Below are 19956 nucleotides of genomic sequence, written 5' to 3' on the forward strand. Positions count from 1 at the left end.
TTAACAACTATTTAAAACTCATCGGATGAGAAGTGTGGTATTAGAGCAAACACTCTAAATGTAATTAATTATCATTTAGATTGACTTGAAATTAGTAGCAACTTACACTCATTATAAAATCGCAATGGAAGTAAAACTGTGATCATTTTATTTATTATTACAGGGCTAATATTTTGTGGGGCGAGTGTGTTTTGCTTTTACAAAGCAAACTACTGTGCATGTACTCAAGCAGGACAATGCGATAACCCCGTAAACCATTATTGGCTAGGGGCAATGTTAAATGCGTTGATTTCTTTAGCGCTGTGTTGTTTTGCATTGCACGTAGAGCTAGGCACTTTGTTATGGTTAACACTGATGGGAAATTGCTTTTTGGGTGCGTTTATTTCTGCAAAACAAACTAAAAAAAGGCAATGCAGTAAGGCTAATTCAACAAATGCTCTTTTAGCAGGCGAGACAAATTAATCTGATAATCTAAGGGCTTAACACTTGATAGTATTTTAAGCTCTTGGGTGTGCTCACTTAAATCGATGTCTTTCGGTGTAACATGATGATTGTGCTTAGCATTATAAAATAGCTTAATTTTAGGTTTAATAGGATTTAATACGTTCCCTTCAAGCACTAAGGCTAAACGTTCATTCGTTAATTTTACAATAGTTCCTACCGGATGAACCCCTAAACACTTTATAAAACGCTGTACTAACTCACCATCAAACAATTGCTTATTGGCTAATAAGTACCGCAATGCGTTGATTGGTTCATCACCATCTTGATGCATTCTATCGGCAGTCATTGCATCGTACACATCTACAATTGCCATTATACGCGCTGGACGACTTAACTTCTCTGCCTGTAGACCTCGCGGATAACCAGAGCCATCTAAGCGCTCATGATGATTCACTATCATATCAAGCATAAGGGGTGTTATACCCTTCTCGCCTTTAACTAAACCCAAACCTTGCGCTACATGCTTTTTAATCGCTAAGAGCTCATTATTAGTAACCTTAGTTGGCTTTGAAAATATACCCTGCGGTAATTTAGCTTGGCCTAAATCATGAAGTAACGCGCCCATGGCAAGCTCTTGCACAACAGCCATTTTGTACCCTAAGTATTTAGCAAATACAGCGGTAAAAATGGCGCAGTTGATCATATGCCGCCAGTTATAGCTGTGTTTATCTTTTATACGAGTAAGAATAGTCATGGCGTTGGCGTTACGAAAAACTGAGCTGACTATTTCGCTGGCTATTTCATCAAGCACTTTTATATTAACACTCAGGCCAGATGTTAAGTCACCGTATAACGACTGTAGCTTTCGGCCATGCTGATCGTAATTGACACTCGCTTTAGCAAATTCTTGTTCAATTGAGATTGCTATAGGTGTTTTTTCGGCTTTTTGCTGGCTATTAGATGTTTTAGGTTTGCTTTGAGGCTTATATTTGGCAGGAACTGGGGCATCACCTTTAGCAAAATCTATAAGCAGCTCAAGCACCCCTTCAGACACTAAACGCTTAATAATAGATTTGTCGCGCACTAAGCCACTGGTCTTTATTTTTATGCTATTGATCCCTTCATGTTGCTTAGTAACGCTATCAACATACATACCAGGAGTAAGCTCAGATACGGGCAAAGTAATTAGCATAAAGGCGGGATTTTTCTATTAAGGAATATGTACCTTAAATATCATTAATTAAGCCTAAAAGTCTAGTTTTTGAGTTGTAAGTAGTGATATATAACTACAAAGGATTACTTGCTGTATCACTCTTATTAGCTGTAGTGGGTAACCTTATTTTATGGATAATTAAAACCCTCTTCTATTTTCTTAATAACCTACAACCATTTAGCACTTAAAAGACTATTTGAGTATTATTTTTACGCTTTTAAACAAACTTAATTAACCTAATTTGAACATAATGTGGTTTTTCCTCGGTCTAAATATACACAACAGCTATAAAAATTTAAGAGCATCAACGTATATGACAAAATTAAATCACCCCGTATCAAACCTAAGTGTGGCTGCAATAAACACAGCCTCGCCTTTGGGTCATATATTAAAAGTAGCCGCTCCACTACTCGATAGCTTATTAGGTATAAATAAACTGCGTGATATATACCTCTCTAATAATTTATCGGGTTTAGATAAGCAGGAGTTTAGTGAAAAGCTTTTAAATGTATTGGGTATTAATGTACTTGGCGCACAAGGTGTTATTAACAAAATACCTAAACAAGGCCCTTGCATAGTAGTATGTAACCACCCTTATGGCATGATTGAGGGCGTAATAATTGCCAAATTACTCACCCATTATCGTAGCGATACTAAAGTAATGGCTAACGTTGGTTTAAAAATATTTACAGAAATTAAAGATTATTTTATTTTTGCCAATCCGCTAAAACCAAAAGCAGCTATTAATACCAGTGCAATTAAACAGTGTTTTAAACATGTAAATAACGATGGTTTACTTGTGGTTTTTCCTGCTGGAAGAGTGTCATTTTTTCAATCAAAAAAACAACGTGTAACCGACGGTCAATGGAATCGCTTAACCGCTCAACTAGCCTTAAAAACACAAGCCCCTTTATTACCTGTGTTTATTAGTGGTCAAAATAGCCCTATGTTTTACAATTTGGGACGTATTTACTACCGATTTAGATTATTAATGCTAATACGTGAATTACTTAAAATTCAAAAAAGGTCCATTAATTTAGGTGCTGGTAATTTACTTACACCCAAGTTATTAAATAAATTTGAGAAAACTGACGACATTAACGATATTGCGCGCCTGCTTTGCTATTTAAACGATGAACGCTTTGTAACACCTTAGCAAGAAGATGCCCAGTCAATGCAACTAAAAGCGATTATGCAGGATGTTGATAAAACAAAAATGACGAGTGAACTTGCTAGCTTACCATGCGAGCAGCACTTATTAGACTTTAAAAGTTACTCCGTTTATTACGGTTATCAAGATCAAATACCTAATTGTGTTGCTGAAATAACACGCCTTAGAGAAATAACCTTTCGTACATTAAACGAAGGAAGCGGTGAGCCATGTGATACAGATAAGTTTGACGCAAGCTACATGCATTTATTTATTTTTGATCATAAAAATGAAGAGATCATTGGAGCTTATCGAATTGGACAAACTGATTTATTACAAAAAAATAGCGACGTGAGCGCCCTTTATTTATCGCAAATGTTTAATTTTGAACCCTCTTTTATTAATCAGCAACAGCCGTGCTTGGAAATGGGTCGCTCGTTTATAGTTCAAAAACATCAAGGCAGTTACCATGGCTTATTACTGCTATTTAAAGGGATTGGTGCGTTTATGGCGCAAAACCCACGTTATAGGACTTTATATGGCACGGTTTCATTAAGTAAGCTTTACGACCCTCGTTCTGTCGCAATTATTGACCATGCTATGGTTAATAATAAACAAGGTGTTAGCGCAAATACGCCTTTTAATAATAAAATTCATCCAGAGTTTGAAGACTTCATTAGTGATCACACGTTAAACATAGATCATGTATCAACATTGGTTATGGGAATAGAAGAAGATAAAAAAGACATACCGATTTTATTAAAGCAATATCATAAGCTAGGCGCTCAATTTCATTGCATGGGCATTGATAGCAACTTTAATCACACCCCTGGATTACTTTTAAGTGTGCACCTACCAAGTGCGCCTGAAAAGCTACTTAGGCTCTACCTTGGTGATAAAAAGGATGATTATATAAATCACTCATAATTTTTACCTGCTGCTTAATATAGCAGGTAAAATACAGTTAACAAAAAAGTCGATGTAATTAATTACATCGACTTTTTTGTTTTTAATTATGTAATAGTTATGGCTATAAAAATATTTAGTTAAGCTGCAGCCACTTTTAAACAACCAATGCTACTAATGAGCTGAGACTGCTTATCAAAATAATTAAAGCGTATAGTGTTACCAACTTTAATATGACTAATACTGACCGTCATTGCATCTTCTCTTAGCATGTTTACGCCATATTGCCCTTGTTCGGCTTTACTGTAATGAAACGCTAAAAACTGCTCACTTTCAGGATGTCTTAAATCAATAAGTTGCTTAAATTGTTGTTTACGCTTTTGTGTCACCGTTTCAAGCTCAACACCTGATGACGTAGCAAGTGGTTCAACTTGGCAGTGGATCAACTGCTTTGCATCCCACCTAACAAAAACCACGTTATTGTTATTTATCGATAGTCCATCCGGAAAAATACACAACTTAAAAGGCGCGTAGCCCGATAAATCCATGTTTTGTAATTGGTACAATGCAGGGGCTTTATTGCTCAGTAAATGAGGGATTAACAGACCTCTACTATGCTTTACCGCAGTTATATCAAATACACTTTGGTAATCATTTAATAATGCGAGTGTTTGCCCAAAATGCGATACCCCAAGCCAAGTACCTCCTCCTTGCGGATCAATGGGGAAAATTGCATTGCCCTGGTGCTTACTTGGAGCGATTGCCGTTTCTCGTGTTTTTTGCTCATCGCGATTAAAAAATAGCTCGTAGCCATCATCAGTTAAAAAGTAGCTTAACGTGCACATTTTAATTTTGCATCGATTTTGGTTGTGCTGGCTGGCTATTTTCTCTTAAAAAAGTAGCTGTACTTGGTGCTAAACCAAAGCTTTGATCGAGCTGCGACTTTTGAGCAAAAGAAATTTGTGAAATCATCGCGTAATGGTGCACAGCGTGACTGCCTACAAAAATAAGCTCTCGCGCAAGTGATGTTGTTACTGTTTGTACATTTTTGCTTTTAATCGAAACTTCACTTGAAAGCGATAACGGTTTATTAAAATCATCTGGACTTAGCTGTTCAATCCACGTTGTTATTTCGGCAATTTTTTTTATTGCAGCAGTTGGAGAGTTTTCAATATCTCCTCCTCTTAAGCGGCAATCATAATCTACTTTTTGCGTCTAAAGCCGGTCATTAAAGATTGATAATGATCGATAATATGTCGCATATGAGCTCCTGCCGAGCTAATAAAGTTAGGAGTAATGACTTGGGAATAGTCCTCTTTAGTTACACCTTCAAGATAAGCGTGTCCTTGAGCTAGTATCTCTAATTGACTATTTAACATTGAATAGGTCTTCCTCATTTATCACTAAATCTTATATGTAAATAATTACAACATGATTTTTGGATGCTAATTTTGCATTGTATAAATAACTAGAAAGCTGTTTTTTAAAATTAACTTTCAAAGTTTTTGCAGTAAATGCACTTTTAAATATAAGAGTAATTAATAAGAAGCTAGGTAATATAAAGAGGATAATTGATACATATAAAAGCAAATGGCGCTCTCGGTAGGGATCGAACCTACAACTCAGCCTCCGGAGGGCTAATAGGCAGTCTATTATTAGGATGTTATTCTCTTACAGCCTCGGAACTTCGTTAACTTGAATTAAATGGAGTTAACTTAAGATAACTCCATTTAATTGTCTCAGTGTCCCAGTATTGTCCCTACTCTGTAATAAGTCAACCTTCACTAAGCTTGGAATTTGGTTCTGCAAAAAATTTGGGGGCGCCCATGTAATTAGCTCCTTGAAACAAGTCTTGAATCTCAAGTTCACTTTTAGAAAGTTTAACTTTTTTCTTAGTTTCTAATCGCCAAAAATCTTCTTTAATTAGAAAAGCTTTATTTAATAAGGATAAGTATCGCTCTTCATAACACACTCTAGCTAATGAATAACCTTGAGAAAAGTATTTAGCCATAAAAAAGCCATAGCCAATTAAAACTGGAGCTAATTCTTTAAGTTCAAAATATTTTGGCTGATAAAAATACTTTGTTTCTAACTCATGTAACTCTATCTTTTCAATATAAATTACTGAGATAAATTGATCCCATTTATTATCTGGAAATAAGTGGTTGATAATATTATCCACTGCCTTAAATACTCTAACAGCTCCGCCAAAGACACTGAGATTCACTTCACTAGATAAAGAGTTAACTAAAGAAAATAAAACTTTATCCTCAAGCAATGCTTTATCATTACTATTGCAAATTATTAATAGTTGAATTGCTACCTTATAAACTATTTCGAGCAGACTTTTACTTTCAATAATTAAGAATAATTTCTGAGGCCCCTCCTCATAAGCAAGCATACTTCCTGGTATCACTTGGTCAATACGCTTTACTAATTGCTCAGGTGCCACCCTTGTTCCATTTTTATATTTATTACCATTACTCAAAAACTCTGAATCAAAGTTTGAGAACGGTGATAGTTTACGCAGCTTTTGACCCATTTTATTACTTGAGTAAATATAACGAAGAGTCGGATTTTTCTTCAACTGATTAAACTTCTCTCGCTTATTACTATTTATACGCTCTTCCAGCTCAAGTCCAATTAACTGATCTCGCACGAACCAATACCAATACTGTGTTCTCAACTTCCCAAATATTTTGTACATATCACTTTCCTTATAGAAAAGTTGGGGCAAAATTATTATAAATAATGCCTCTGTTAGTTTTAATTATCTCTGTAAGAATACACCTTATCGCAGCACATAAATCAAAGATGAGATTAATAAATGGATAAATTATTTACAGCTGGTGAGTTAGCAACTTTCCTTCGCACAAGCAAAGCACAAGTTTACAACACAATAAATAAGGGCGGAGATGGAGTCGATATCCCGCAAAGCATAAAGATTGGAAGAAGAAGGCTATGGCCAAAATGTGCAATTGATGGATGGGTTGAACACAAGCTTTCTGAAATGAAAGATAAAACTCCAAAAGTAATCATCACCGCAAAAAAAACTATTAATCGAATTTGATAAGAGGATATTTATTATGAAACGTTTTGTTAGCGGTACTTTCAAAAAGCTAATATCTTGCAAAGAACTTATTTTGTGGACAAAAATTGTAAATTTAAGGAAAAGAATTAAAAGCCCACTGGCACTCTCTTTCGGTAGTCTAGGATGGAAAAATGGGACTGAATGGTTAATCGAAAATTATGTTCCGAGCCGTTCCGTAGGCTTTATTTTTGGTGACTCGCAAGATTTAAAATCTTTTTTGGTAGCACAGTGGGCTTTTAATCTGGCTACAGGAATATCTTTTGGTGATCTTCGAGTAAATAAAGGACCTGTTGTTATTATATGCGCAGAGGGCTCAAACAGTTTTCCTAAAAGAATCAAAGCTATCGAGGATAAACATTGTACAAATGTTGAAGACAAAATAGTTACGATTAATCGCCCAATTGCAATGTTAATTCAGAATGAAGTAGAAATGCTACACGATTTGCTAAATGAATTAAAAATTACTCTCGGTGAAAGCCCTAAACTACTTATAGTAGATACATTTTCACAATGTAGCGCAGGTATTAATGAAAACAGCGCTGGGGATATCGCTAGGTATATAAACATTTGCAAAGAAATCTCTGAAAAACACAATATAACAGTGCTAAATATTCATCACAAAAACAAGGAAGGCAAGTATAGGGGTAGTACCGCTTTATATGGGAACGTTGATTTCATTATGGAAACGAAAAGAGAAAAACGAAATTCATTTGACGCGGAGGAAAAAATTTCAACAAAACTAACTTTAACTAAATCAAAAGACTCATCAACAAATGTGTCTCATATGCTCGACTTTAGTGAAAGATCTTTAGATATAGAGGATAACTTTGGAAATACACTCACAACTTTAGTACTTGATGAAGTGATAAGTGTTCAAAAAATGGGCAGTAGCTCGAGCAATTGTGCAAAAGACTTTATTATTTCTTCCTTGAAGGATTCAGATAAAGAATATGTAGATCAATCTGATTTAAATGATGCATACGAATCTAAAATGCCAAGATTACGCATCGGTACTGTAAAGAAAAATATCTCAACATCATGCAGAGAATTAATAAGCGAAGGTAAAATATTAGAGCAGAAATCTGGACGTAATAAAGCATACTCACTCATAACTTAATGAGTGAGTATGCTTTATTATTACACCAAAGATAAACTCAAAAAGGCGAAACTTAATATGACTAAATTCTACATTGAAAATGCACGTATCGAAACTATCACTGATTTTGACATGGTAACATTCGATCTTGTAACCAATAAAGGTACCATTGAGTTATCAGAGCACATCAACTACGATAACGATGGTGATTTTGAATCTATAGAAACAACGGATAGTAATATTTGTATTAATATGGAGAGTGAACTTTGTTCTGTATTTGTACTAGCTCAGACTTGATCTGACAGTTACCCGTTTTTTAATCGGTGACTGTCAGTCTAGATTTGAGCTAAATTTTTCTCAGCCCAGATCAATTTTCCATCTAATAAAGTTTCTAATGGCGTTCTGCCACAGCATATTTTTCCTTGATGAGTTCGGTCATTATTGTAATAAATCATCCATTCGTCCAGATCCTTTTGCAATTCCGCTAATGAGCTATATAGCTTTTTACGGAATGTAACTTGATAGAATTCATTGAGTATCGTTTTGTGGAAGCGTTCGCAGATACCATTTGTTTGCGGTGACATAGCTTTGGTTTTTGTATGATCGATATCATTAATAGCCAGATATAACTGGTAATCATGATGTTCGACTTTGCCACAATATTCAGTGCCTCTATCGGTTAGAATACGTAGCATGGGAAGCTCGTACTGTTCGAAGTACGGCAGTACTTTGTCGTTGAGTATGTCAGCCGCAGTAATTGGCGTTTTCGTGGTGTAGAGCTTAGCGAACGCTACTTTGCTGTATGTATCAACGAAGGTTTGTTGGTAGATACGCCCAACGCCTTTGAGATTACCCACGTAAAATGTATCTTGAGAGCCTAGATAACCTGGGTGAGCCGTTTCAATTTCACCACACGCTTCGTCATCATGTTTTTTCTTTTCAAGCGCAGCTACTTGAGCGTCGGTGAGAATGATACCTTCGTTAGCAACTTTATTTTCTAGTGCCTTGAGACGCTTTTTGAAGTTCTCTAGGTCATGACGTAGCCATATTGAACGAACACCGCTGCCAGAAACGAATACGCCTTGTTTTCTGAGTTCATTACTCGTTCTGTGTTGGCCATGAGCTGGATAATCGACAGCGTATTTAATGACGGCTTGTTCAGTTGCTTCATCAACTCTATTTTTTAAGTTTGGCGCTCTACGACTTTTATCAATTAACGCATCAAGTCCACCGTCTTCGACGAGTTCTTGATATCGATAAAATGTATCACGGGATACGCCCATCACTTTGCAGGCTCTTGATACGTTGCCAAGTTCTTCTGCAAGATTAAGTAAACCCGCTTTGTGTTTAATAATTGGATTGTTAGTATGTAGCATGAGAGTTACCTCTTATATGTTTTGATTTAAAGATTCGACACCTTTTATCAAAACGGGTAACTCTCACTTTTTCAAGTTGATGTGTCAGATCTTGTCTGAACTAATACACTGTATTTGATATGAGCGATAAATCTTCGCTAATGCCGTCTATTGATTATGTTCCGTTTCATGAAGTAATCGAAGCTGTTGAAAAATCACTACAATTAGATTGAGTCTGACTTTAGTACAGAAAATGCCTGTGCTATGGAAAAAATAGGCATTTTCATTTTTAGATTCACGTTAGATAAACGACTGAAAAATAAACTTCACTATTCGTATTCAGATTAAAATAATTACTTACTCTTACCCTTGCTTAAGCAAGGGTAAGAGTAAGTAATTATTTGTACACTTCTTTTTATAAATTTAACTACCTTGCATATAAATACTTCTGAAAACCTATAAATGTGTCGCGTATCGCGGCTGGTGATCCAAACTCAATGGCGGCGTCGTTAATCGTGTTATATTTAAGCTCTACTAGACTGCGCATTTTTCTAGGTGCCAGTTCTTGAACGCCGTCTTCAATGTATTTACTTAATATAAAGTTGATAAACTCTTGTTGTTTATAATCGCTAAACGTTGAGTTTATTTTAGGTTTAGCTTGTTGAGCTCGCTCGGTGCGTGTTTGCGCTTCTGCGGCATAGGCTACGTACGATAGAACATCGTATACATCGCTATCTTGAGCATCAATTACGGCCTTCATGCTATCGAGCTTTTCACTGTCGTAGCCCGCTTCAGTTAAATCTTCTAATAACTTTTCACTGTCGTAGCCCGCTTCAGTTAAATCTTCTAATAACTTTTCGCGAGTGGTTGGGTCACTCCATATTTCGCGTAGTTGATCTTCGTTTTCAAAAAAGCGTGGTAAGTCGTCAAACATACGTTCAATAAACTCTTTAGCTGTAATAGGCTTCCCTTCAGCGCTCCAGTACATTGCTGAGGAAATATGCTTAATTTGTCGTGTACGGCCGTCTGAGAGCTTTATTTCAAGCTTTTCACATATACATGGCCTTTCGCCACATTTATCACAGCCTTCAGGCTCTGGCTTTTCACAAACACATGGCTTTTGTTCACACACTTTACAGGGTTTCTTTTCACCGGCACCATCGCCACCAGTGTCTTCACATTGGCATGGAGTTGTGCCGCACTCAGGGCATACTTCGCTAGGTATAGGCTCTCCATCCCAAGCTGGGTCAGCAAAGTTATGATGGGCTTTTACAAAATCGTAAATGGTAAAGTAGTCTTTGCCATCGTATGTACGAGTACCTCGGCCTATGATCTGTTTAAACTCAATCATATTGTTACAAGGGCGCATAAGCACAATATTGCGAACATTACGAGCATCTACGCCGGTAGAGAGTTTGCGTGATGTGGTTAAAATTGTCGGAGTAGTTTTTTCGTTATCACAAAAGGTTTTTAAGTCATTTTCACCCGCTACACCATCGTTAGCAGTAACACGAACACAATAGTTAGTGTTGGTGGTCCAGCCTTTTTTAACTGCGTACTGATTAATAAAATCGCGTACCATACCGGCATGAACTTGTGTTGCACAAAACACGATGGTTTTTTCTTTAGGATTAAAACGATCCATCCAATAGTGTACACGGCGCTCTTCGCGCTGAGGTATGGTAATAATGCGGTTAAAATCACTTTCCTTATACAGTTTACCAGCCTCAGGGTCGCCTTTTACAATAACTCCATCACCCTTTATATAAGTGTACTCATCCATAGTGCCGACAATGGGTAACACTTTAAATGGCGTTAAAAAGCCATCGTTAATGCCTTCTTTTAGAGTATAACTGTAAACGGGTTCGCCAAAGTAACCATAGGTATCAGCATTATCGGTACGCTTGGGTGTTGCGGTTAAGCCTAGCTGTACAGCGGGGGCAAAGTAATTAAGAATATCACGCCAAGCACTTTCATCATTTGCGCCACCACGGTGACATTCATCAATAATAATTAAATCAAAAAAATCAGCTGGGTATTGCTCGTAATACGGGTTTTCTGCCTTTTTAATTGGCGCATTTTCGTCTTCTTCTTTTGTGGCTTCTTTTAATTCACTAAATGTAAATATGTGCATATATTAAAATAACCGACATTACTGACTATGTGAATACGAGTCAGTAATGTCGGTTGTCGCAAAGTAACAAGCATAGAATCTTTACTTAATATATAAAACTTTGAACCAAATATAACAAAAAGATACTTGCTTATTTCAAAATGATATATGCATAAGTCAACAAAAATTATTTTTTGATATACGTTACTTTCGAATATGAACAGTGAAACAAGGAACTCACTATGAAGTACGCAACGAAAGTCATTTTCGCAATTTCAAACGTTTTTAACTCGCGTAATAAAAGGATGGATAAAGTCGATAGAACTATAGAAAAAGTAGTACATGAAACAGAAAAACCTTGGCCAACTTCAACACAAATAGAACCCTGCCATTCATCTGTTCATGAGCTTAATGATAAAATGCTCCCAAGTAATTTATTTGAATACAGTAAAGATCAAGCGTACAGATTCAATAATGCTTCTCCAGAGTTTGTTGTCGGCCCTATCTTAGCATGTGCCTCTGCGTTAATTGGGACTAGCTGTAAAATCACCCCCAAGCAATACGATAAAAAGTGGTCTGTCGGGCAAGCATTGTGGTGTTTAAATATTGCAGAGCCTTCAAACCTGAAAAGTCCAACACTAAAGGTCGGAATACAACTGCTCAAACTAGCCCAAAATGAAGTAATCAACCCGAATAACCTTATCAGAGCAAATGATGCTTTAATTAAAGAAAAAAAAGCTGCTGCTCTTTTCGCTCAAGCTAACGAAGCTATGGATGTAAATGATGAAGAAAGCGCCAAAATACTTCTAGAGCAAGCTGAAAAAATAAAGAACTCAATTGAGCCACAGAGAGATGTAATTATTAATGACTGTACTACAGAGGCATTACTAGTACATTTAAAATCAAACCCTAACGGTTGTTTAGTTGTAAGAGATGAGATCCATGGGTGGCTCTCAAAAATAATGCAATCCGAAAATACAAATGATAAATCAATCTATACAGAAGGCTTTGACGGTAATAATTCATATATACAAAAACGGATATCAAGAGCCCCAGTTCAGATAGACGAAATGCACATTGGTATTTTGGGTAGCATTCAACCGGATATGCTTAAACCTCTGCTGAAAGGTAGAAGTAATGGTATAAGCAATGACGGGTTTTATGAACGTTTTCAACTTAGTACTATTGCTCAACTTCATGGAACTTATACTGACACAGTGCCAACAGAAGGGTTACAAAAAAATTGGGAACATATATTTTGTTGTTTGGCTTCTATAAAAGAGAATAATATTAAGATTTGCGCAAATTTCACTCTTGAGGCTCAATTGATTTGGAACAAATGGGCAGAAAAACAAGTTGAAGATACTGTCAAGGCTGATAGCAAAATGCAATCGGTGATGGGTAAGCATCCATCTTTAGTAGCAAAATTAAGCTTAATATTTCAACTTATGACTGATGCAGAATCTTGTACAGAATATAAGACCTTCTTACCAGGTCACGAAGTATCTTGCTCTTCACTGAATCAAGCGATTTCCTTCTCTGAACTTTTACTTTCTCATAATCGCAGCATTCAAGAGTTCATATCTAAAACAAACGATTCAAGTACAATAAACCAACTTATCAGCAAGTTAGAAAGACTTCCAACGCAATTCTCACTCAGAGATCTGCAACGGAAAGGGTGGACAGGACTCAAAACATCGGAGCAATGCAGAACAGTATTACAGCAACTCGAAGCCAAGGGATACATTAGAAAAATCAATCTAACTCAGCAAGGTCAAAGATCTATGGAAAGATTTTTGAAAAACCCTAACATCAGCTGATGAGTAACACAATGACAACTGCCATTACCGCCATCCTTAAAATTGTCTGTCATGTCAGTTGTCAATTATATTTCTATAACTAGATTGGGAAACTTAAGTATGCTGTTAAACTCTTCTGGGATGAAAACTCAAATCTACATCACTGGGGTCTCCCAAAGACGGTTCAAAATTAGTCATTAATAATGGGTAGGTATGCTCAGCTAATTCCAGTGCTTCAGTTAACAGTTTCATTGCTTCATAGGCATTATAATCATCAAGGTTTTTACCAGCGGTCATAACCAATAATATATGTTCCAAATCGGATAAAACTATATTTCTTTTAATTTTTCGTTTTTCTATATACTTATTTTTAATAACCTCACGCTGTTCCCTACTGTGATTGTCCTTAACTAACTCAGCCTTTTCATTTCTATCTTCTTCAGAGATATCTATAGCAACCCCATGCTCACCAATGAAATAAATAGTTTCAAACTGCTCCTGTAATACAGCCGGCATAAACATGGCCAGCGTGAAATCAAGACCACTATAACAAGCTGTGTCAAACAGCCTATCAAAAGTAGGTATTTCAGGTCTTGGATTCAGCTCTTTAGGATGTGGAATCTTAGCCATACTTTCCCTCTTAATTATTCAAATGAAATAGAACAGTTATCTGTAACTACCTTAATGAAAACCTATATTAAGTTAATACAATATGACTTTACAGGTCCTGAAACGGCTACGTTGAGACTACCTCTAGGTTTTATAATCTATGTGGTCAACCTAAGCTGACCAAATAAACAAGCCGCAATGTATATTAGAGCTTGTTAAGAGCTACTAATAACAATAATAGCTCCGATTATTATCACCCATAGAATTAGAGTATTTTTAGCTCCTTGTCTATCTGCTTTCTGCCGATGTAATATCACTTGCTCAGTTACTTTCATAAGCTTTGAGCAGCTCTCAGCTGAAAGTTCATTTTCGTCAGAAATTTTATCTTCATGACGCTTTATCTCATCAATTAAAAGTTGATCATTGGCTTGAACATCATCTTTTGTGTATGAGCTTGAGGTACTCTCGCTAAAAACCCCCAATTTAGTACCAATTCTTTGTAGTTCAGACAAAGTATATTTCAGCTTATGAGTTTGCTTAACATCTCTAGTATTAACAACTTTTTTAGCCGTAAAAACAGCTAAATAACAACACATTGTTTTAGCTGCATGCAGGCACTTTTCATTATCTTCCAGTAATAAGTTGTATGTATTTTCAATATATTGCTCAGTATGAGTATAAAAATCGCTATCTTTTTTATTTTTTCTCGCCGTCTGTTCTAATATAATTGCTTTTATTTCCGCTAAATTTTTACCTTTAACCCAAAAGTCATAAACAAATAGTGTCGTCCACCCTAAAACATCAATCTCAGTTTCTTTTTCAGTAAACTCGTACTTCATATATTCCCTTACTTAATTAAATATCCATAGTTTTATATGCCGGTTCTAGTAATTACCTTGCATATAAATACTTCTGAAAACCTATAAATGTGTCGCGTATCGCGGCTGGTGAGCCAAACTCAATGGCGGCGTCGTTAATGGTGTTGTATTTAAGCTCTACTAGGCTACGCATTTTCTTAGGTGCCAGTTCTTGAACGCCGTCTTCAATATATTTACTTAATATAAAGTTTATAAACTCTTGTTGTTTATAATCGCTAAACGCTGAGTTTATTTTAGGTTTTGCTTGTTGGGCTCGCTCGGTGCGGGTTTGTGCTTCTGCGGCATAGGCTACGTAGGATAAAACATCGTATACGTCGCTGTCTTGTGCATCAATTACGGCTTTCATGCTATCGAGTTTTTCGCTATCGTAACCCGCTTCGGTTAAGTCTTCTAATAGCTTTTCGCGAGTGGTTGGGTCGCTCCAAATTTCACGTAGTTGGTCTTCGTTTTCAAAAAAGCGCGGTAAGTCGTCAAACATACGTTCAACAAACTCTTTAGCTGTAATGGGCTTGCCTTCAGCACTCCAATACATTGCCGAGGAAATATGCTTAATTTGTCGTGTACGGCCGTCTGAGAGCTTAATTTCTAACTTTTCACATATACATGGCCTTTCGCCACATTTATCACAGCCTTCAGGCTCTGGCTTTTCACAAACACATGGCTTTTGTTCACACACTTTACAGGGTTTCTTTTCACCGGCACCATCGCCACCAGTGTCTTCACATTGGCATGGAGTTGTGCCGCACTCAGGGCATACTTCGCTAGGTATAGGCTCTCCATCCCAAGCTGGGTCAGCAAAGTTATGATGGGCTTTTACAAAATCGTAAATGGTAAAGTAGTCTTTGCCATCGTATGTACGAGTACCTCGGCCTATGATCTGTTTAAACTCAATCATATTGTTACAAGGGCGCATAAGCACAATATTGCGAACATTACGAGCATCTACGCCGGTAGAGAGTTTGCGTGATGTGGTTAAAATTGTCGGAGTAGTTTTTTCGTTATCACAAAAGGTTTTTAAGTCATTTTCACCCGCTACACCATCGTTAGCAGTAACACGAACACAATAGTTAGTGTTGGTGGTCCAGCCTTTTTTAACTGCGTACTGATTAATAAAATCGCGTACCATACCTGCATGAACTTGTGTTGCACAAAACACGATGGTTTTTTCTTTAGGATTAAAGCGATCCATCCAATAGTGCACACGGCGCTCTTCGCGCTGAGGTATGGTAATAATGCGGTTAAAGTCACCTTCTTTATACAGTTTACCAGGCTCAGGATCGCCTTTTACAACAACACCATCCCCCTCTATGTACTTGTACTCATCCATAGTGCCAACAATGGGTAACACTTTAAATGGCGTTAAAAAGCCATCGTTAATACCTTCTTTTAATGTGTAGCTGTAAACTGGTTCGCCAAAGTAACCATAAGTATCAGCGTTATCGGTACGCTTTGGTGTGGCGGTTAAACCCAGTTGCACAGCAGGGGCAAAGTAATTAAGAATATCACGCCATGCACTTTCATCGTTCGCACCACCACGGTGACATTCATCAATAATAATTAAATCAAAAAAATCAGCTGGGTATTGCTCGTAATACGGGTTTTCTGCCTTTTTGATTGGTGTATTTTCATCTTCTTCTGTTGTGGCTTCTTTTAATTCGGTTTTAGGCCCACACATAAGAGTATGAAAAATTGTAAAAAACACACTCGCATTTTTAGGAACGCCGCCTCGTTTGCGAATATCTTCAGGAGTGATACGCACAATGGCGTCTTCACCAAATGAGCCAAAATCGTTAAATGCTTGGTTGGCTAAAATATTACGGTCGGCCAAAAACAAAATACGCGGGCGCTTTTTAGCAAGGCTAATGTCTTTTTGCGCGGTTAAGCTCCAGCGGGTTTGAAATAACTTCCACGCGGTTTGAAAGCCAATACACGTTTTACCCGTACCGGTAGCAAGCGTTAGCAAAATTCGAGGTTCGCCTTGGGCAATGGCTTCAAGGGCATTGTGAATGGCGTTTTCTTGATAATAACGCGGTGCCCAATCGCCTTTGGCTTCAAAGGGAATGGTAGAGAACGCATCACGCCAAGCTGTCGTATAATCCGCTTCTGGCGTATCGCCTTTTTGCTCAAAGGTTAAATCCCATAGCACTTGCGGAGACAGGTATTCATCTACCAGCGTCTCAATGCCTGTAAGCATATCAATCTGGTAAATATCATGGCCGTTAGTGGCATAAGCAATACGGCATTGCAGGCGTTGTGCATAGTCTTTGGCTTGGCGCACACCTTCGCTATAAGTAAGGCTTTCTTTTTTTGCTTCTACTGCGGCAAGCTTACGGCCTTTGTATACCAACACATAATCGCAAGGCACTTTGTTAGCGCGTTTGCCACCCGCCATAATTTGGCCTGGGCAAATAAGCTCGCGGCGAATAAAGCTGTTATCAACTTCACCCCAACCGGCAGCAACTAATTTAGGGTCGATTAAATCCGCTCTGGTGTCGGCTTCGTTACGCGTCCTTGCTTGTGACATTAGGCCACTGCTCCTTTGCTTGTTTCACCTTCAAGCGTTTTCGTTAACTCACCTGAGAAGGCTTTTTGTAAGATAGATTTTTTAAGTTCGCCTAAAGAAGCTAGTTTGTCATTATAAATTCTAATTAATTTTTTAATTGTTACCTCTGCCTCCCTAATTAACTCTACAGCTTTTAACTGATCACCCAATAACTGTGGTACTGGGAAAGTGAATGTATTCAATGTATTCACAGGAAGTTGAGGCTGAGCAGCACCTGAAACTTTAGCTTCTATTTGACTACGTATTATTTCTGATCGCATTATCTCAAATAAATATGAAGGCAGGATTTCTGCAACATTAGGTCTAAGAATTAACATGCCTGAATTAATACGAATGTTCTCATAATCAACAGTGTCATCGTATAAAGCTAAATTACCAATAGTACCTCTAGTAGTTAACACAACATCATTTCTCTCTAATTTTCCTTTTCTCAACAGAGAATCAAGTTCTTCATCTATAAACATTTTTTGCTCAAATAAAAAGCCATCTGAACGAACATTTTTAGTACTCAAAAACAAACAATGCCCCTCCGAAAGAAACTCTGATTTCTTTGGATAGTTCTTCCCTCGATCCCCATCAATCATTGTTAGCAATGTTTTATCTGACATGGAACGAACCATGCAATTGTCAATTTGATTACTAAATGCTTGCTGCAAATAGCTTTCAAATAGTTCGCGGGCGTTTTTAAGGTTTTGCTCGGTCTTAGCGCAGGCTTGTTCTATATCGGCAAAAGCTTGATCGAGAATGTCGACGATGCGTTTTTGCTCTGAAATAGGGGGCGTAGGAATATCAACTAATCCAAGGTTTTTTCTACTAATACGCTTTCTAGTTGCTCCTGAAGTTAATGACTCAACCTTATTCAGATATATAGATGATTGTGAAAAATAATTAAAAAATTCAGGAATCAACTTATCTTTTTTGAAACGAAGAATCGTGCAATCAACAGCCGTTATCATCCTATCTTCCGATTTAGGAAGAATACAGGAGCGCCCAACGGGGTCAGGTAAACGTGAGACCAAGCAGTCACCTTCAAATATTTCACAACATTTTAGCTGATCAAAAGTTTCCTCAGAAATGAACCTAGATTTATCAGGTCTGTTTTTAAATTTACCTTCACCAACATTACCGGTTTGAATTAGGCGAACCCCTTCCGAGGACTGGCTCTTGCTTTCAATCCAGTCTCCATCAGTAAAAACCTCACACAAGTCTGCTAGCTGAGCTTTAGACCACCCCATCACAATAACTCCTGAATATTACTCAGAATCGCTTCGCTCTCTTTATCCAGCGCGATGATTTCTTCGATAATTTCTTTCGGCTCACGCAGTGGGGCTTCTTCCACTTGATTCGGGTTTTTTACCGATAAATCCCATGTTGCCTCATCCAGTTCAGTTGTAGTTAATGACCAAGACTTAGCACTGGCTTCAAAGCCTTTTTGTAACTCGATAAATTCTTTTAAGTCGTTGTCGTTGAGCGGGTTGGTTTTACCCAAGCTGCGGCCAGGTTCAAGCTGATAGAACCACGTTTTTTGTGTCGGTTCCCCTTTGGTGAAAAACAACACCACGGTTTTAACCCCAGCGCCTAAGAATGTCTTTGCTGGGCAATCGAGTACAGTATGTAAATTACAGTTTTCTAATAGCTCTTTACGCAAGGCAATGGCGGCGTTATCGGTATTCGATAAGAAAGTGTTTTTAATAACAATAGCGGCGCGGCCACCAGGCTTGAGCATTTTGATAAAGTGCTGCAAAAACAAGAAGGCGGTTTCACCGGTTTTGATTGGGAAGTTTTGCTGAACTTCTTTGCGCTCTTTACCACCAAACGGCGGGTTAGCTAATACAATATCGTGCTGGTTGCTTGGGGTAATGTCTTGTAGATTTTCGCCCAGGGTATTGGTATGAATAACGTTAGGTGCTTCGATGCCATGTAGAATCATGTTCATAATGGCGATAACGTAAGCCAAAGACTTTTTCTCTTTGGCGTAAAAAGTGTTTTCTTGCAGGGTTTTTAAATCGCTGGTTGAAAGCTGCTTGTTGCTTGCACCACCTTGGCGGAGGTAGTCGTAGGCTTCACATAAGAAACCCGCCGAGCCTGCGGCACCGTCGTATATGGTTTCGCCAATTTGTGGCTGTAATACGTCGATCATCGCGCGGATTAATGGGCGTGGTGTGTAGTACTCGCCCCCGTTTCGGCCAGCGTTACCCATGTTTTTAATTTTTACTTCGTACAGGTGAGAAAGCTCATGTTTTTCTTCTTGTGAACGAAAACGCAATTCGTCTACTTTCTCTAGCGCGTCACGAAGTGAGTAGCCACTTTGAATTTTATTTTTGATCTCGCTAAATATCTCACCAATTTTGTATTCAATGGTGTCAGGGCCTTTGGCACGTAGTTTAAAACCTTTAAGGTAAGGGAATAACTTGCCATCGACAAAATCCATTAAGTCGCTGCCAGTTAAGGCCTTGTCGTGATCAAACTCACCTTTAGCGGTTTTCGGTGCAGCCCACGAACTCCAACGGTATTCTTCATCAATAATATATTGGTAGTCTTCTGCCATTAGCTCGGCTTCTTGAGACTTAGTAAACTCTAAATCATCAAGGTATTTTAAAAATAGCATCCACGACGATTGCTCGGTGTAGTCTAGTTCGCTGGAACAGCCTGAGTCTTTATGGAAAATGTCGTCGATGTTTTTAAAAGTTTGTTCAAACATTATTGTTTTATCCCTGCATAGGCTATAGAGCCTATTTA

The 19956-nt window shown here is 37.7% G+C and carries 19 protein-coding genes and 1 pseudogene; 8 read left to right on the forward strand and 12 right to left on the reverse strand.

The genetic code is table 11. The features are described from left to right. Nucleotides 1-138: 138 nt before the first annotated feature. Nucleotides 139-462, forward strand: a complete 324-nt coding sequence (locus RB214_RS13630) for a hypothetical protein (protein WP_165725768.1) — start codon at nt 139-141, stop codon at nt 460-462. Here RB214_RS13630 and RB214_RS13635 read toward each other — a convergent pair. Further along, nucleotides 422-1636: an HD-GYP domain-containing protein gene (locus RB214_RS13635; RefSeq protein ID WP_165743318.1), complete on the reverse strand. Its 1215-nt coding sequence runs from the start codon at nt 1634-1636 to the stop codon at nt 422-424. The two genes, RB214_RS13630 and RB214_RS13635, sit on opposite strands and share 41 nt — an antisense overlap. Before the next feature lie 334 nt (nt 1637-1970). On the opposite strand from RB214_RS13635, the gene RB214_RS13640 reads away from it, so the two are divergent. Continuing rightward, a complete protein-coding gene (locus RB214_RS13640; RefSeq protein ID WP_309167533.1) occupies nt 1971-2813 on the forward strand; it encodes a lysophospholipid acyltransferase family protein in 843 nt (280 codons plus the stop codon). Nucleotides 2814-2831: 18 nt separating this feature from the next. After that, complete coding sequence (locus tag RB214_RS13645) at nt 2832-3734, forward strand: GNAT family N-acyltransferase (RefSeq protein ID WP_309167534.1); 903 nt, start codon at nt 2832-2834, stop codon at nt 3732-3734. Between the two features lie 119 nt (nt 3735-3853). Here the strand turns inward: RB214_RS13645 and RB214_RS13650 are convergent, their stop codons facing one another. From RB214_RS13650 to RB214_RS13665, 4 genes are all read right to left on the reverse strand, one after another. Then, nucleotides 3854-4558: an NRDE family protein gene (locus tag RB214_RS13650; RefSeq protein ID WP_002963038.1), complete on the reverse strand. Its 705-nt coding sequence runs from the start codon at nt 4556-4558 to the stop codon at nt 3854-3856. 1 nt (nt 4559) lies between these two features. After that, nucleotides 4560-4700: a hypothetical protein gene (locus RB214_RS13655; protein WP_259365577.1), complete on the reverse strand. Its 141-nt coding sequence runs from the start codon at nt 4698-4700 to the stop codon at nt 4560-4562. A 215-nt stretch (nt 4701-4915) separates the two neighbouring features. Next, nucleotides 4916-5092: a hypothetical protein gene (locus RB214_RS13660; RefSeq protein ID WP_309167535.1), complete on the reverse strand. Its 177-nt coding sequence runs from the start codon at nt 5090-5092 to the stop codon at nt 4916-4918. Between the two features lie 395 nt (nt 5093-5487). Continuing rightward, nucleotides 5488-6420: a hypothetical protein gene (locus RB214_RS13665; protein ID WP_309167536.1), complete on the reverse strand. Its 933-nt coding sequence runs from the start codon at nt 6418-6420 to the stop codon at nt 5488-5490. Nucleotides 6421-6540: 120 nt separating this feature from the next. Here RB214_RS13665 and RB214_RS13670 point away from each other — a divergent pair, with 120 nt between their 5' ends. The 3 genes from RB214_RS13670 to RB214_RS13680 are packed head-to-tail and all read left to right on the forward strand — an operon-like array spanning nt 6541 to nt 8197. Then, the gene (locus tag RB214_RS13670; RefSeq protein WP_309167538.1) at nt 6541-6783 is read left to right on the forward strand and encodes a helix-turn-helix domain-containing protein; all 243 of its coding nucleotides are present in this window, start codon (nt 6541-6543) and stop codon (nt 6781-6783) included. 16 nt (nt 6784-6799) lie between these two features. Then, nucleotides 6800-7921 carry an AAA family ATPase gene (locus tag RB214_RS13675; RefSeq protein ID WP_309167539.1) on the forward strand — a complete coding sequence of 374 codons (1122 nt, stop codon included), beginning with the start codon at nt 6800-6802 and terminating at the stop codon, nt 7919-7921. Nucleotides 7922-7978: 57 nt separating this feature from the next. Next, on the forward strand, nt 7979-8197 hold the full coding sequence (locus RB214_RS13680; protein WP_309167540.1) for an AcrF10 family anti-CRISPR protein: 219 nt from the start codon (nt 7979-7981) through the stop codon (nt 8195-8197). A 38-nt stretch (nt 8198-8235) separates the two neighbouring features. Here the strand turns inward: RB214_RS13680 and RB214_RS13685 are convergent, their stop codons facing one another. Further along, nucleotides 8236-9276, reverse strand: a complete 1041-nt coding sequence (locus RB214_RS13685; RefSeq protein WP_138488686.1) for an IS481 family transposase — start codon at nt 9274-9276, stop codon at nt 8236-8238. A gap of 119 nt (nt 9277-9395) precedes the next feature. Between RB214_RS13685 and RB214_RS13690 the strand changes: the two genes are divergently transcribed. After that, nucleotides 9396-9488, forward strand: a complete 93-nt coding sequence (locus tag RB214_RS13690) for an AcrF10 family anti-CRISPR protein (protein ID WP_309167542.1) — start codon at nt 9396-9398, stop codon at nt 9486-9488. A 194-nt stretch (nt 9489-9682) separates the two neighbouring features. On the opposite strand, the pseudogene RB214_RS13695 reads toward RB214_RS13690, so the two are convergent. Continuing rightward, nucleotides 9683-11371 (reverse strand): annotated as a pseudogene (locus RB214_RS13695) (type I restriction-modification enzyme R subunit C-terminal domain-containing protein); the annotation flags it as partial. A 239-nt stretch (nt 11372-11610) separates the two neighbouring features. Here RB214_RS13695 and RB214_RS13700 point away from each other — a divergent pair. Then, nucleotides 11611-13188: a DUF3987 domain-containing protein gene (locus RB214_RS13700; protein WP_309167545.1), complete on the forward strand. Its 1578-nt coding sequence runs from the start codon at nt 11611-11613 to the stop codon at nt 13186-13188. Between the two features lie 105 nt (nt 13189-13293). Here the strand turns inward: RB214_RS13700 and RB214_RS13705 are convergent, their stop codons facing one another. The 5 genes from RB214_RS13705 to RB214_RS13725 all read right to left on the reverse strand — a co-directional run bounded on the left by RB214_RS13705 (nt 13294) and on the right by RB214_RS13725 (nt 19918). Then, nucleotides 13294-13797, reverse strand: coding sequence for a hypothetical protein (locus RB214_RS13705; protein ID WP_309167546.1), 504 nt, complete (start codon nt 13795-13797; stop codon nt 13294-13296). Nucleotides 13798-13991: 194 nt separating this feature from the next. Continuing rightward, entirely contained in the window at nt 13992-14615 is a 624-nt protein-coding gene (locus RB214_RS13710) for a hypothetical protein (protein WP_309167548.1), read from the reverse strand. 52 nt (nt 14616-14667) lie between these two features. Then, complete coding sequence (hsdR, locus tag RB214_RS13715; protein ID WP_309167550.1) at nt 14668-17178, reverse strand: EcoAI/FtnUII family type I restriction enzme subunit R; 2511 nt, start codon at nt 17176-17178, stop codon at nt 14668-14670. Continuing rightward, nucleotides 17178-18452 (reverse strand): restriction endonuclease subunit S, encoded by a 1275-nt coding sequence (locus RB214_RS13720; RefSeq protein ID WP_309169022.1) that lies wholly within the window; start codon nt 18450-18452, stop codon nt 17178-17180. Before RB214_RS13720 ends, hsdR begins: the two co-directional genes overlap by 1 nt. Continuing rightward, the gene (locus RB214_RS13725) at nt 18452-19918 is read right to left on the reverse strand and encodes an N-6 DNA methylase (protein WP_309167552.1); all 1467 of its coding nucleotides are present in this window, start codon (nt 19916-19918) and stop codon (nt 18452-18454) included. The genes RB214_RS13720 and RB214_RS13725 overlap by 1 nt, the downstream gene beginning before the upstream one ends. Between the last annotated feature and the right edge of the window lie 38 nt (nt 19919-19956).

This window comes from Pseudoalteromonas sp. HL-AS1, assembly GCF_031198785.1.
GTDB lineage: Bacteria > Pseudomonadota > Gammaproteobacteria > Enterobacterales > Alteromonadaceae > Pseudoalteromonas > Pseudoalteromonas distincta.